Genomic DNA, 13,334 nt, shown 5'->3' with positions numbered 1-13,334 from the left:
TCCGGATCGCCCGCGATGGCAAACGAACGGGGAAGGGGAGCGGGATGACACTGTCGGGACTGGATATCGCCATCGTGCTGGCCTACCTGGCCGGCATCTTCGTGCTTGCGCAGTGGGTGTCGCGCGAGAAGGCCGGGCACACCAAGGACGCGAAGGACTACTTCCTCGCGAGCAAGTCGTTGCCGTGGTGGGCCATCGGCGCGTCGCTGATCGCGGCCAACATCTCGGCCGAACAGATCATCGGCATGTCCGGTTCCGGCTACGCCATCGGCCTGGCCATCGCGTCGTACGAATGGATGGCGGCGGCCACGCTGCTGATCGTCGGCAAGTGGTTCCTGCCGGTTTTCCTGCGCAACGGCATCTACACGATGCCGCAGTTCCTCGAGCAGCGGTACGGCACGCGCATCCGCACGCTGATGGCCGTGTTCTGGTTGGGGCTGTACGTGTTCGTCAACGTCACCTCGATCCTGTGGCTGGGCGCCATCGCGGTGTCGCAGGTCACCGGCATGGACCAGATGCTGGCGGTGGTGCTGATCGGCGTGTTCGCGCTGCTGTACCAGCTCTATGGCGGGTTGAAGGCGGTCGCGTTGACCGACATCGTGCAGGTATCGCTGCTGGTGCTGGGTGGCCTGCTGCTCGCGGGCCTCACGCTCAACGAACTGGGCGAGGGCGCCGGTGTCGTCGCCGGCTTCCACAAGCTCTGGGCCGCGCAGCCGGGCCACTTCGAGATGATCCTCGACAAGGACAACCCGTTCTACAAGGACCTGCCGGGCCTCAGCGTGCTGATCGGCGGCATGTGGATCATGAACATCAGCTACTGGGGCTTCAACCAGTACATCATCCAGCGCGCGCTCGCCGCGAAGGACATCGGCGAGGCGCAGAAGGGCGTGCTGTTCGCCGCCTTCCTCAAGCTGCTGATGCCGGTGATCGTGGTGCTGCCCGGCATCGCCGCGGTGATGCTGGCGCCGGGCCTGGACAAGCCCGACCAGGCCTATCCGACGATGATGCGGCTGCTGCCCACCGGCATCCTGGGCCTGGTGTTCGCCGCATTGGTGGCGGCGATCGTCGCGTCGCTGGCATCGAAGATCAATTCGGTGGCGACGATCTTCACCCTGGATTTCTACGCCAAGGGCAAACGCCAGCACAGCGAAGCCACGCTGGTGCGCGTGGGCCGCATCGCCGCGGTGGTGACCGTCGTGCTCGGCATACTGGCGGCCAAACCACTCCTCGGCAGCTTCGACCAGGCGTTCCAGTACATCCAGGAATACACCGGCTTCTTCACCCCGGGCATCGTGGTGATCTTCATGCTGGGCCTGTTCTGGAAGCGCGCCAACGAGGCCGGCGCGCTGGCGGCGGCGATCGGCTCGTTCGCGCTGTCCATCGTACTGAAGCTGGCATGGCCGGCGCTGCCCTTCATCGACCGCGTCGGCCTGGTGTTCCTGCTGGCGCTGGCGCTGGCGGTCGTCGTGTCGCTGGCCACGCCGCATGCGCCGGAGAAGGACGTCATCCGCACGGACGATGTGGAGTACCGCACGGGCACTTCGTTCAACATCGGTGCGGTGGCGGTGCTCGGCATCCTGGTGGCGCTCTACACGCTGTTCTGGTAACCCGCCAGCGGGGCGGCATTCACAAGGGATTTAGCTGCGGCTTGATGCAGCGCGCATTCTCACGAATTCATTCGCAGAATCTAATGGCGGCTTAACTTCCGGCTAATTGGGCCTTAATCCAGCGCTTCCAGCATGCCCGCCATGCACTGGATCCGCTCCCACATCGCCCTCGCACCGCTCCCCGGCCGTTTCGTCAGCGTCCGCTTCGTCGATCCGGGCGATCCGGACCGCGCCGAGGTGGAGGCGTTCATCGCCGGCGTCTATCGCGACCGCCACGGCGCGACGCTGCGCAGCTTCTTCCCCCACCTGATCGCCTATCGCGACAGCGATGGGAGGCTCGCCGCCGCGGTCGGCGTGCGTGCCGGCGGCGAGGGGCCGCTGTTCGTCGAACACTACCTGGACGTGCCGGTGGAACAGGCGATGTCGCAGCATGGCCTGGCGCACGTCGACCGGCGCCGGGTGGTGGAAGTGGGCAACTTCGCCGCCACCACGCCCGGCATCGCACGCGAGCTCATCCTGCAGCTCGCACTCACCCTGCAGGCCGCGGGCATGGATTGGGTGTTGCTGGTGGCGACCCAGCAGTTGCGCAATGCATTCGAGCGACTGCACCTGCCGATGCTCGACCTGGCCGAGGCCCGCGCGGAACGACTCGGCGACGCCAGCGGCGACTGGGGTCGCTACTACGCCTCGCGTCCGCGGCTGATCTGCGGCAACCTGGCCGAAGGCGTCGCCTATCTGCGCGGAGTCCCGCGGCCACAGGCATGCGATGCGCCGATGCTGTGCCTGGCGGGCGCGCCATGATCCGGCCGATGGATGTCGTGCTGCGCAACCCGGGCCAGCGCACCCTGCCGCGCGTGATCACCGCGGACGGCGTGCTGGACGACCGGATGCTGGCCGCAAGGATCGATGCGCTGGTCGCCTGGCTGGCGAAGAGCGGCATCCGCCGTGTCGCCAGTCGCCTGGACAACGGGCCGTCCTGGTTCGTGCTGGACCTGGCGCTGCGCGAGGTCGGCGGTGTGCATGTGCCGCTGCCGATGTTCTTCTCCGAAGCGCAGGTCCGGCATGCGCTCGCCAACAGCGGCGCCCAGTGCGTGATGACGGCACGCGAGGATGCCATGCCGCCGGGCGCGGAAGCGTTGACCGGCTTCCTCGATGGCGAGCGGCTGGCATGCTGGCGAACGCCGGCCGACGAGAGCGGCGCGACGGGGTTGCCGGCGCGCGCGGCGTGCATCACCTATACCTCCGGCACGACGGGTCGCCCGCGCGGTGTATGCCTCGACGCGGACACGTTGTTCACCGTCGCCGCGTCGCTGGTGGATGCCGCGGCGTCGATCGCGCCGCGGCGGCACCTGTGCCTGATGCCGCTGGCCACGCTGCTGGAGAACGTGGCGGGCCTGTACGCGACCCTGCTTGCCGACGCGGAAATCGCGCTGCCGTCGCTGTCCGAGATCGGCTACACCGGCGCCACCGGCCTGGACGTGCCCACCCTGCTGCGTTGCCTGCACCGTTACCAGCCGGAAAGCGTGATCCTGGTGCCGCAGTTGTTGCTGGCGCTGGTGATGGCGGCCGAGCAGGGCGCGCCACTTCCGCCGTCGCTGCGCTACGTCGCTGTCGGTGGCGGACGCGTCGGTCCGGGCCTGCTGCGACGCGCTCGCGCGCTCGGGCTGCCGGTGTTCGAGGGTTACGGCCTGACCGAATGCGGGTCGGTGGTCTGCCTGGACCGCCCCGATGCGCTGCGCGAGGGCAGCGTTGGTCGCCCGCTGCCGCACGCCCGCGTCTCGATCGTGGACGGCGAGATCCAGGTCGACGGCGCGCGTGCGCTCGCCTACCTCGGCGGTGAACCGCTGCCGGCAGGCCCGGTCCGCACCGGCGACCTCGGTTACATGGACGACGAGGGCTTCGTGCACATCACCGGTCGCCGCAAGAACGTCTTCATCACCGCGTTCGGCCGCAACGTGTCGCCGGAGTGGGTCGAGAGCGAGTTGCTCGCACACCCCGCCATCGCCCAGGCGGTCGTGTGGGGCGAGGGCCAGGCGGACAACGTGGCGGTGCTGGTGCCGCGCCGCGCCGACATCGACGACACGCGTCTCGCGCGTGCGCTGGCCGACGTCAACGCCGGCTTGCCCGATTACGCACGCATCGCCCGCTTCGTGCGCGCGGGCGCCCCCTTCACTGCGGACGCGGGCCTGATGACCGCCAACGGCCGCCCGCGCCGCGAGGCGATCCTCGGCCACTACCAGGCCGACGTCGACGCCTGCTACCGGCGCGCCCCCAACGTATCCCCCTCCGGAGTTGCTGCATGAGTTTCCATGACGAACTGGTCGCGAAGACGGCGCGCGAGCGCGATGGCCTGCTGTCCATCCCCATCATCCAGTCCGCGCTTGCGGGCAGGATCGCCCGCGACGACTACGTGGCGTTCCTGACCCAGGCCTTCCACCACGTCCGCCACACGGTGCCACTGCTGATGGCCTGTGGCGCGCGGCTGCCGGCCCGGCTGGAGTGGCTGCGTACTGCGGTGGGCGAGTACATCGAAGAGGAGATGGGGCACCACGAATGGGTGCTGGACGACATCGCCGTGTGCGGTGAAGACCGCGCGGCGGCGGAAGCGTCCACGCCTTCGCTGGCGACGGAGCTCATGGTCAGCTACGCCTACGACACCATCCAGCGCGGCAATCCGGTCGGCTTCTTCGGCATGGTGCTGGTGCTGGAAGGCACCAGCGTGGCGCTCGCCACGCGCGCGGCGAACACGCTGCAGACGTCGCTCGATCTTCCGTGCAACGCCTTCAGCTACCTGCTCTCGCATGGCGACCTCGACGTCGAGCATGTCGGCTTCTTCAAGCGACTGATGGACCGCATCGACGACGAGGGCGACAAGGCCGCCATCGTGCACGCGGCGCGCCGCTTCTACGTGCTGTACGGCGATATCTTCCGCACGCTGCGCAGCGACGGCGTGCGCTTGGCGGAGGCGGCCTGATGGACCTTGCCGGTCGGACCGTGGTCGTCACCGGGGCCAGTGGCGGCATCGGCGTGCCGCTGTGCGCGGCGCTGCTCGCCGCCGGCGCGCATGTGCTGGCCGTGGGGCGAGACGAAGCCAGGCTGCGCCGGCTCGCCCAGCAACTGCCTGCGGGCCGCCTGTCGTGGGCGGTGGGTGATGTGGCGACCGAAGCGGGTCGTGCGCGCGTGATCGAGGCCGCGCGTGCCGCCGTTCCCACGCCATCGGTGCTCGTGCTCGCGCATGCGCAGGCCGCGTTCGGCCTGTTCGAGGACCAGTCGCCGGAGGAGATGACGCACCTGATGCAGACCAACCTGGTGGCGCCGATGCTGCTGGTACATGCCCTGCTGCCCCTGCTGCGCATGCACGATGCAGCGTCGGTGGCCGTGGTCGGTTCGACCTTCGGCAGCCTGGCGTTCCCCGGTTTCGCCGCCTACAGCGCAAGCAAGTTCGGCCTGCGCGGCATGACCGAAGCGCTGGCGCGCGAATATGCCGACACGCCGCTGCGCTTCCAGTACCTGTCGCCGCGCGCCACGCGCACGCCGTTCAACAGCGCCACGGTCGACGCTCTGAACGTGGAGCTGAAGGTGGCCAGCGATGCGCCCGCCGACGTTGCGCGCCAGCTGGTCGCCGCGATCGTGCGGGGTGCGCCGCGGTTGCAGATAGGCTGGCCGGAAAAGCTTTTCGCCCGCCTCAACGGGGCGCTGCCCGGCCTCGTCGACCGCAGCCTTCGCGCCAGCCTGCCCATCATCCGTCGCCATGCGCGACCGCCCCGAACTTCCCATGCACCGCAGGAGACCCTTCGCCATGAAACGACGCCACGGTAAGTCCATGCTCTTCCTGATCCTCATGTCCACCGCCCTGATCGTGGGCATCGCGATGGCCGCCGAGCCGGGCGCAAGCAGCGCATCGCAGGTGCGCGACCGCTGGGCGCAGGTCAACTACCAGGTGCCCAAGGCGCAGCGCGAGTCCGCGTTCGAGGATCTCCTCCACCAGGCCGAGAAGGTCAGGCAGGCGAACCCGCGCGACGCTTCGGCGCTGATCTGGGAAGGCATCGTGCTGTCCAGCCTGGCCGGCGAGAAGGGCGGCATGGGTGCGCTGGGCCTGGTGAAGCGCGCGCGCGCGGATTTCGAAGCGGCCATCAAGCTCGATGCGAATGCGCTCGATGGCGCGGCATACACGAGCCTGGGGGCGCTCTACTACCAGGTGCCCGGCTGGCCGCTCGGCTTCGGCGACGACGATGCCGCGCGCACCATGCTGCGCAAGGGCTTGGCCATCGATCCGGACGGCATCGACGCCAATTATTTCTACGCCGATTTCCTGCGCGACCAGAAGGACTGGGCCGGTGCCCGTGCGGCCTTCCAGAAGGCGCTCGCGGCGCCTGCGCGCCCGGGTCGCGAGGTCGCCGACGCCGGTCGCCGCCAGGAAGCGCAGGCGAAGCTGAAGGACGTGGCGACGCATCTTGCGCACTGAGGGGGCGGCCACCAGACTGGCTGCATGCGCATCCTGCTGGTGGAAGACGATCTGTCGCTCGGCGAAGGCCTCCGCACCGCACTGCGGCGCGGCGCCTTCGCCGTCGATTGGGTGCAGGACGGGGCGAGCGGCCTGCTCGCGCTGCGCGATGGCGGCTTCGACCTGGTGGTGCTGGACCTGGGGTTGCCACGGATGGACGGTATCGAGGTGATCCGTCAGGTGCGCGCCACCGGCGACGCCGTGCCGATCCTCGTGCTGAGCGCACGCGAACGCCCGGCCGACCGCACCCTGGGGCTGGATGTCGGCGCCGACGACTACCTGGGCAAGCCGTTCGATACCGCCGAACTGCTGGCGCGCGTACGTGCGTTGATCCGGCGCAGCGCGGGGCGCGCGAATCCTTCGCTGGAATCGGGCCCGCTGCGGCTCGATCCCGCCTCGCTCACCGCGACCTGGAAGGGACGGGCGCTGGACCTGACGCGACGCGAGTTCGCCCTGCTGCGCGTGCTGATGGAACAGCGCGGCCGCCCGATGGCGCGCGACGCCATCCAGCAGCACCTGTACGGCTGGGACGCGGACGTGGCCAGCAATGCCGTCGACGTCCATGTGCACCAGCTCCGCCGCAAGCTGGAGCCCGGCATCATCCGCACCGTGCGCGGCCTCGGCTACGCCCTGGGCGACGCCGGTGGGGATGCTGCATGAGGTCGATGCGCGCGACGCTGCTGTGGCTGTTGCTGGGCACGCTGGCGGTGGTGATGGCCGCCGCGGGCCTGCTGAGTTATCGCGCGGGCCTGCAGGAAGCGGGCGAGATGTTCGATGCACGCCTGGTGCAGTCCACCCGCGTACTGGTGAGCCTGGTCGACGAGCCGCTCAGCGAACTGAATGCGTTTCCGGGCGAGCCGATCGTGCTGCGCGGCTGGCATGGAGAGGCGCACGGCGTGGGCGAGGCGCTGGCGTTCAACGATGGCCATGCCTACGAGAACAAGCTGGCGTTCCAGGTATGGGATGCGCAGGGTCGGCTGCTGCTGCGCTCCGACAGCGCGCCGGCGCGTCCGTTGGCGACCCTGGAGGCCGGCTACGAGGACGTGGTGGTGGACGGGGCGCACTGGCGTGCGTTCACGCTGCAATCGCCGAACGGACGATGGTTCCAGTCCGCCGAACTCACCGACATCCGCGAGGAACTGGCCGGCGACATCGCCGGCGGCACGCTGCTGCCGTTGCTGCTGTCGCTTCCGCTGATCGCCTTGGCGGTGTGGTGGAGTGTCGCGCTGGCGACGCGCTCGCTGCGACGTATCTCGCATGAGATCGGCCAGCGCGATCCCGAGCGACTCTCGCCACTGGATCCGGCGGAGGTGCCGCAGGAGGCGCGCGGCCTGGTCGATGCCATCAACGGCCTGCTGCAACGCCTGGACGTGGCGCTGGTGCGCGAGCGCAACTTCGTGGCCGACGCCGCGCACGAACTGCGCACGCCCATCAGCGCACTGAAAATCCACGCCGACAACGCACAGCATGCCCGCGACGACCGCGAGCGGGAGGCGTCGCAGCAACTGCTGGCCGCCAGCGTGCAGCGCGTCGAGCGCCTGGTCGCGCAGCTGCTGTCGTTGAGTCGCGCCGAGAGCACGGCGCGCGCGCCGGCTTCCGCGCGGCTGGACCTCTCGGCGCTGGCGGGCGTCGAGATCGACGCGGCCCGACCCCTGCTCGACGCCAAGGGCCAAGTCCTGCACGCGGACCTGCAGCCCGTGCAGGTGTCCGGCGACGAGATCGCGCTCGGCCTGCTGGTGCGCAACCTGGTCGAGAACGCCTCCCGCTACGCCCCCGTTGGCGCCAGCATCGAAGTGCTTACCGGCCAGAGCGACGGCCGCGCGTTCCTAGTGGTCGACGACAGCGGCCCCGGCATCCCCGACGAGGACCATGCCCGCGTGTTCGACCGCTTCTACCGCCGCCTGGGCAGCCCGCACGAAGGGAGCGGCCTGGGCCTGGCGATCGTCAAGGAAGTCGTCACCGCACACGCCGGCACCATCCGCCTGGCGCCTTCGTCGCGGTGGGGCGGGCTGTCCGTGCGGGTGGAGCTGCCCTGCCTGGCCTGACCTTATCGGTGCGCGCGTCAGGCCACCGACCGCGTCAGGCGTTTGCGCATGCACACCGCGGAGGCAGGGCAGAGCGAACGGAACTCTGCCGAGGCTTGCAGCGTGGCGGGCGCTTCGTGGCGAGGCAGCGCCTCGAAACCCTGCAGCAGGAAGAAGCGCTCGGCGGTCTGGGTCAGCAGGTACACCGTGTCGATGCCGCGACGGCGCGCGGCGGCCTCCAGTTCCGCCACCAGTCGACGCGCGAGCCCTTGGCCACGATGATCCGCTGCGACTGCGAGCGAACGCAGCAGCGCATCCGTGCCGAAGGACTGCAACCCGATCACCCCCGCCATGGTGCCATCGCTGTCAGCGACCAGGAATGCCACGTCGGCATCCACCAGGTCTTCCGTGGGTAGCGAGGATTGCTTCAACAGCGCAAGCAGGTGCGGCAGGTCGTCCTCGGTGGCGAAACGAATCGTGGTCACGCGGATTCCTCCTGAACGGGCGGCGCCGACGAAGCGAGCCGCGTTGCGACGCCCACGGTGAGGGCCGCACCGACAAGCTGCGCGACGATGAAACCCGGGACGTCGTCGGGTCGGATCCCGGCGAAGGTCTGCGTCAGCGCACGCGCCACCGTCACCGCCGGATTGGCGAACGACGTGCTGGCGGTGAACCAGTACGCCGCGAAGATGTAGCTCGCCACCAGCGCGGGGATCGCGCTTGCACGATGGCGCAGGCCCAGCAGGATCGTCAGCAGCAGGCCAAACGTGGCGACGCCTTCGCTGAGCCACTGCGCGCCACCGCTGCGCGCACGCGTACCGGGTTGGAACAGTGCGAGATCGAACATCGCGTGCGCAAGCAGCACCCCGGCTACGGCGCCGACGATCTGCACGGCCATGTAGGCGACCGCCGCACGCGTGCCGATCGCGCCACGCCAGCGCATGGCCAGCGTCACCGCAGGATTGAAGTGCGCGCCGGACACCGGTCCCAGCGTGGTGATCAGTACGTACAGCGCACCGGCGGTCGCCGCCGCGTTCGCGAGCAATGCCACGGCAACGTTTCCGCCTGCCAGCGACTCGCCCATGATCCCCGAGCCGACCACGACGGACAGCAACAACAGCGTTCCGAGGCCTTCGGCCAGCAGGGCGCGTTGCATCAGAGCGATTCCAGCAGCGCCTTCACCCGGCGCCCGATGTCGTCGCGCACGGCCCGGTACCCGTCGTCGTCCATGTCGCGCGGATCCGGCAAGCCCCAGTCCTCGCGCCGCTTCGCCGGAATCCACGGGCACTCGTCGCCGCAGCCCATGGTGATGACGGCATCGAATTCGCCGTCCACGTCATCCAGCGACTTGGAGCCATGCGTCGACAGGTCGTAGCCGAGCTCGGACATGAAACGGATCGCTTTGGGGTTGATACGCCCCGAGGGCCGCGACCCGGCACTGAAGGCCTCGATGCCAGCACCGCCATGCAGGTGTGCGAAGGCTTCGGCCATCTGGCTGCGATTGGAGTTTTCGATACAGACAAAGAGAACACGGGGATTCGTCATGGCGATGTCGTCGGCAGTTCAGGAGAGGCCGATGGCACGCACGTGCTGCTCACGCGCGAGGGCATCGAGGGAGGGCAGCGGCAGAGCCAACAGCAGTTCGATGCGACGCCGCAGGGTGACCCACGCATCCATGAAGGCGCCCAGGTCATCGGGCCGCAGGGCGGGATCGGGCACGGCCCAGTGCGCCAGCGCCGGCTGGCCCGGCCACACCGGACAGGCTTCACCTGCGGCCTTGTCGCAAACCGTGATGATGAAATCCAGCGGAGCGGTGTCGGGTGCGGCGAATTCGTCCCATGCCTTGCTGCGCAAGGGCGTCGTATAACCCAGTTCTTCGATCAGCTTGCGCGCCAGCGGCTGCACATGGCCCGTCGGCTGACTGCCTGCACTGAACGCCTCGAAGCGTCCCTTGCCAAGGACGTTGAGCAACGCTTCTGCCATCTGGCTGCGGGCGGAATTGCCGGTGCAGAGGAAGAGCACGCGGTAGAGATGGTCGGTCATGTCGGCGTCTCGTGCGACCGTCAGCAACAGCCGGACCGGGGCGCGCAGCAGGCACTCCCGGAAGCGGCGACTGCGGCTTTCATGGCTTTGGGGTCAGGCGTGCAGCTTGTGCCGTCCGTCGCACAGGCGGCATCGCCCGCGTGATAGGTGGTGGCTTCGCCGAGCGTGTGGAAGGTTTCCCAGCGCGTGCCCTGCGGATCTTCGGTCCACAGCTTGTCGGACGTCGCGTAGCAGCAGATCGCCGCCTGCTCCGGTACGACACTGCCACCGGCGGCATCCAGGCGACGGCCGAACTCGCGGAGCCCGCGATCGTCATCCGCCTGCAGGCCCAGATGGTCCACGCCCGGCGCGCGGCCCGTATTGGAGATGGCGAAATTGACGCGGGGGTCGTCGAGCATCCACTTCGCGTAGTCCGGCTTCACCACGGCGGGCTCGCTGGCGAACAGGTGCGTATAGAAACGGATGCTGGCGTCGAGATCGGTGACGTTGAGATGCACATGGAAGCGGTTCATGACGTGGCCTTCTTTCGGGGTGGGCATGACGTGGCGGGCGCGCAGGCGGCGACGCCGTTGCAGCAGTTCTCGGTGAGATATGAGATCAGCCCGTTCATCTGCAGGTAGTTGGCGCGCACGCGGATGACCCGTCCCTCGCGGGTGTCGTGGACCAGCGCGGCGGCACGCAGCACGTTGAGATGTGCGGACAGCGTGGCGGGTGGAAGGTCGAGCCGGTCGCGCAACTCGCCGACCGCCAGGCCGTCGGGGCCCGCCTGCACCAGCGTGCGGAACGCGGCCAGGCGGGACTCGTGGCTGAGCGCAGCGAGCGATTTCAGGGCGGTCATTGTTTCCATAATTCCAGAATATAGGAAATATACGACAGGTCAATCCCTTCCGGCATGCAGGCCGTGTAGGCGTAATCGTTGTGCGCGCATCCACGTCCCGCCCGTCCGCGGGCACGTATGGAGCAGGCCCGCCCCGTCACGCGCACACGGAGCCCTTTCTCTGTCCGGCGCAGGGCAGCGCGGATCGCGCACACGGTGCGGGCGTGGCTCGACGCACCCGTGGGCGAGGGATGCGATTGGCAAGTACGGGGTCGGGCACTAGGCTGTCGTGCGGCGCCGCTGGCCAAGAGGACACAGTTGATCGGTTATCACGAGGCGGTGAAACGGCTGACAGACGGCGTGCTGCTGCTGGATGCATGCGCGGTCGCGCCGCTCGATGGCATGGGTCGTGTGCTGGCGGCCCCGGTGGTGAGCGACATTGCCCTGCCGCCCTTCGACAACGCCGCTCTCGACGGCGTGGCTCTCGTGACCGAAGGCCGGCCGATCGCCCCCGATCGCGTGTGGGAGATCGGCGCGCGCCTTGGTGCCGGTGCACCCGCGCCGCAGGACGACGCCGAGGCGTGGGAGATCATGACGGGCGCGCCGCTGCCGTCGCGCGCCGATACCGTGGTGCCGCTGGAACATCTCGACCGGCTTGCTTCGTCCGCATCGGGGGTATCACGCGTCCGCGTGCGCGACGATATCGTGCCGGGGGCCAATCTCCGACGACGCGGCGAAGACGTGCAGCCGGGGCAGTGCGTGTTGCCGGCCGGCCATGTGGTGGATGCCGGGGCGCTGATGCTTCTCGCGGGCCTGGGCATTGCCGCGATCCGGGTCGTGCGTCGCCCGCGCGTGGCGTTGCTGGTGACGGGGCGTGAAATCGCACGCATTGGCGAACCGCTGCCGATCGGCAGCATCCACGACGCCACCTCGCCCTGGCTCGTGCACGCGCTGTCGGCGGCCGGCGCGGAAGCCATCCACATCACCCGCGTCGGCGACGACGTCGCCGCGTTCCAGGCCGCGCTCGATGCGGCGCTCGCCGACGGGGTCGATCTGGTCCTCAGCACGGGAGCAGTGTCGAAGGGATGCTACGACTTCGTTCCCGCCGCGCTCGCCGTGCGCGATGCAGACATGCTCTTCCATGGCGTCGCGATGCGGCCGGGCAAGCCGGTCCTGGCCGCGCGCCTGCGCAACGGACCGACGTTCGTCGGCCTGCCAGGCAATCCCCTGTCGACGGCGGCGACCTTCCGCTTCCTGGTGGAGCCGCTGCTGCGCGCCTGGCTGGGCCTGCCTGCGGAAACACGGCGACGCGTACCCCTCGCCAGGCACTGCGACAAGCGAGAGGGATTGCTCACGGCGCTTCATGGCACCCTCCGATGCGACGCGGAAGGGCGGTTGCGGGCGCACGTGTCCGACGGCCAGGCCTCGTTCCGGCTATTGCCGTTCTCGCGATCGTCCGTGTGGATCACCTTGCCGGCGGACGTGCGCCGCGTCGACGCCGGGACATGCGTGGACGTCCATGGCAGCAGCCATCTCTGCGCCCCGTCCTGGACCTGCGAATGAGCGGCGTATCTACGTGGCGCGCCGTCCTGCTGGCCGGGGGTCGCTCGTCGCGGATGGGCACGGACAAGGCGGCGTTGCCCTGGGGCAATGGCACGCTGCTGACGCACATGCACGCACGCTTGATCGCGGCGGGCGCGGACGACGTGATCGTCAGCGGCGACCGTCATGACCTGGGGGGCATACCCGATGCAACGCCCGATACCGGGCCGATGGGCGCGTTGGCGCAACTGGCGCCGCGCCTGCACGACGGTGCATGGATCGTCGTGCCCGTCGACATGCCGCTGCTGTCCGTCGACCTGCTGCAGGCGTTGCTCACCACCGGCGCCACCTGCACCTGCGTGGACGGCCACCCATTGCCGATGGCGCTGCGCGCGGACGCCGGCACGCGCACGGTGATCGAGGCTGTCGGCGCGCGTTCCGGCGGCGAGCGCTCGCTGCGTGCACTGCAGCGCGCGGTGGGTACACGGGTATTGCCGGCGACGCGTTGGGAGCATGCGTTGCGCAACTGCAATACACCGGCGGAGTGGAGGGCGCTGCAGGCGGAGTTCTGCTGATCATGGCGAGCGGAAATTTCTTGCAGAAGTAATCCCTGCGGGCACACGTGGCTGAGCAAACCTTCTTCTGACCGGCGCCTCGTGGCCCGATCAAGCTCGCGGGCGGGGCGGATTAGCGGGCGCACGTCGCCAGCACGGGGCCTACATGGCGCTGCTGGTACCTCGTGGCGGGATCTGTCCGCGACGCTTTGTTCCCTTTGCCCGTATACGGTACATCGCCTC

Annotated in this window: 16 protein-coding genes; 10 read left to right on the top strand and 6 right to left on the bottom strand. The window is 69.1% G+C overall.

Features of this window, described 5'->3' with window-relative positions; translation table 11 throughout:
* Positions 1-44 precede the first annotated feature (44 nt).
* From ACSQ19_RS05315 to ACSQ19_RS05280, 8 genes are all read left to right on the top strand, one after another.
* Entirely contained in the window at positions 45-1,607 is a 1,563-nt protein-coding gene (locus ACSQ19_RS05315) for a sodium/sugar symporter (protein ID WP_436000467.1), read from the top strand.
* 141 nt (positions 1,608-1,748) lie between these two features.
* On the top strand, positions 1,749-2,408 hold the full coding sequence (locus tag ACSQ19_RS05310) for a thermostable hemolysin (protein ID WP_296281879.1): 660 nt from the start codon (positions 1,749-1,751) through the stop codon (positions 2,406-2,408).
* A complete protein-coding gene (locus tag ACSQ19_RS05305) occupies positions 2,405-3,910 on the top strand; it encodes an AMP-binding protein (RefSeq protein ID WP_436000465.1) in 1,506 nt (501 codons plus the stop codon). The genes ACSQ19_RS05310 and ACSQ19_RS05305 overlap by 4 nt, the downstream gene beginning before the upstream one ends.
* Entirely contained in the window at positions 3,907-4,581 is a 675-nt protein-coding gene (locus ACSQ19_RS05300; protein WP_436000463.1) for a TenA family transcriptional regulator, read from the top strand. The genes ACSQ19_RS05305 and ACSQ19_RS05300 overlap by 4 nt, the downstream gene beginning before the upstream one ends.
* The gene (locus ACSQ19_RS05295; RefSeq protein ID WP_436000461.1) at positions 4,581-5,426 is read left to right on the top strand and encodes an SDR family oxidoreductase; all 846 of its coding nucleotides are present in this window, start codon (positions 4,581-4,583) and stop codon (positions 5,424-5,426) included. The genes ACSQ19_RS05300 and ACSQ19_RS05295 overlap by 1 nt, the downstream gene beginning before the upstream one ends.
* On the top strand, positions 5,407-6,072 hold the full coding sequence (locus ACSQ19_RS05290; protein ID WP_436000459.1) for a tetratricopeptide repeat protein: 666 nt from the start codon (positions 5,407-5,409) through the stop codon (positions 6,070-6,072). Before ACSQ19_RS05295 ends, ACSQ19_RS05290 begins: the two co-directional genes overlap by 20 nt.
* Before the next feature lie 24 nt (positions 6,073-6,096).
* The gene (locus ACSQ19_RS05285) at positions 6,097-6,771 is read left to right on the top strand and encodes a response regulator transcription factor (RefSeq protein WP_296281887.1); all 675 of its coding nucleotides are present in this window, start codon (positions 6,097-6,099) and stop codon (positions 6,769-6,771) included.
* 17 nt (positions 6,772-6,788) lie between these two features.
* Positions 6,789-8,156 carry an ATP-binding protein gene (locus ACSQ19_RS05280; RefSeq protein WP_299347162.1) on the top strand — a complete coding sequence of 456 codons (1,368 nt, stop codon included), beginning with the start codon at positions 6,789-6,791 and terminating at the stop codon, positions 8,154-8,156.
* Between the two features lie 17 nt (positions 8,157-8,173).
* Here the strand turns inward: ACSQ19_RS05280 and arsN2 are convergent, their stop codons facing one another.
* Genes arsN2 through ACSQ19_RS05250 form a run of 6 tightly spaced genes read right to left on the bottom strand, consistent with a single transcriptional unit; the run spans position 8,174 to position 11,016 of the window.
* Entirely contained in the window at positions 8,174-8,620 is a 447-nt protein-coding gene (gene arsN2 / locus ACSQ19_RS05275) for an arsenic resistance N-acetyltransferase ArsN2 (protein ID WP_296281889.1), read from the bottom strand.
* Complete coding sequence (locus ACSQ19_RS05270) at positions 8,617-9,291, bottom strand: aquaporin (RefSeq protein WP_436000454.1); 675 nt, start codon at positions 9,289-9,291, stop codon at positions 8,617-8,619. The genes arsN2 and ACSQ19_RS05270 overlap by 4 nt, the downstream gene beginning before the upstream one ends.
* The gene (locus ACSQ19_RS05265) at positions 9,291-9,680 is read right to left on the bottom strand and encodes an arsenate reductase ArsC (RefSeq protein WP_299347146.1); all 390 of its coding nucleotides are present in this window, start codon (positions 9,678-9,680) and stop codon (positions 9,291-9,293) included. The genes ACSQ19_RS05270 and ACSQ19_RS05265 overlap by 1 nt, the downstream gene beginning before the upstream one ends.
* An 18-nt stretch (positions 9,681-9,698) precedes the next feature.
* Entirely contained in the window at positions 9,699-10,178 is a 480-nt protein-coding gene (locus ACSQ19_RS05260; RefSeq protein WP_436000451.1) for an arsenate reductase ArsC, read from the bottom strand.
* Between the two features lie 20 nt (positions 10,179-10,198).
* Entirely contained in the window at positions 10,199-10,690 is a 492-nt protein-coding gene (locus tag ACSQ19_RS05255) for an ArsI/CadI family heavy metal resistance metalloenzyme (RefSeq protein WP_436000449.1), read from the bottom strand.
* On the bottom strand, positions 10,687-11,016 hold the full coding sequence (locus ACSQ19_RS05250; protein ID WP_436000447.1) for an ArsR/SmtB family transcription factor: 330 nt from the start codon (positions 11,014-11,016) through the stop codon (positions 10,687-10,689). Before ACSQ19_RS05250 ends, ACSQ19_RS05255 begins: the two co-directional genes overlap by 4 nt.
* 117 nt (positions 11,017-11,133) lie before the next feature.
* On the opposite strand from ACSQ19_RS05250, the gene ACSQ19_RS05245 reads away from it, so the two are divergent.
* Together ACSQ19_RS05245 and mobA are read left to right on the top strand one after the other, a co-directional pair.
* Entirely contained in the window at positions 11,134-12,558 is a 1,425-nt protein-coding gene (locus ACSQ19_RS05245; protein WP_436000445.1) for a molybdopterin molybdotransferase MoeA, read from the top strand.
* Positions 12,555-13,112: a molybdenum cofactor guanylyltransferase gene (mobA, locus tag ACSQ19_RS05240; protein WP_436000443.1), complete on the top strand. Its 558-nt coding sequence runs from the start codon at positions 12,555-12,557 to the stop codon at positions 13,110-13,112. Before ACSQ19_RS05245 ends, mobA begins: the two co-directional genes overlap by 4 nt.
* The last annotated feature ends 222 nt before the right edge of the window (positions 13,113-13,334 follow it).

The sequence above is a fragment of the Pseudoxanthomonas sp. LjRoot127 genome (assembly GCF_964253495.1).
GTDB lineage: Bacteria > Pseudomonadota > Gammaproteobacteria > Xanthomonadales > Xanthomonadaceae > Pseudoxanthomonas_A.
This window is presented reverse-complemented; position numbering and strand designations above follow the sequence as displayed.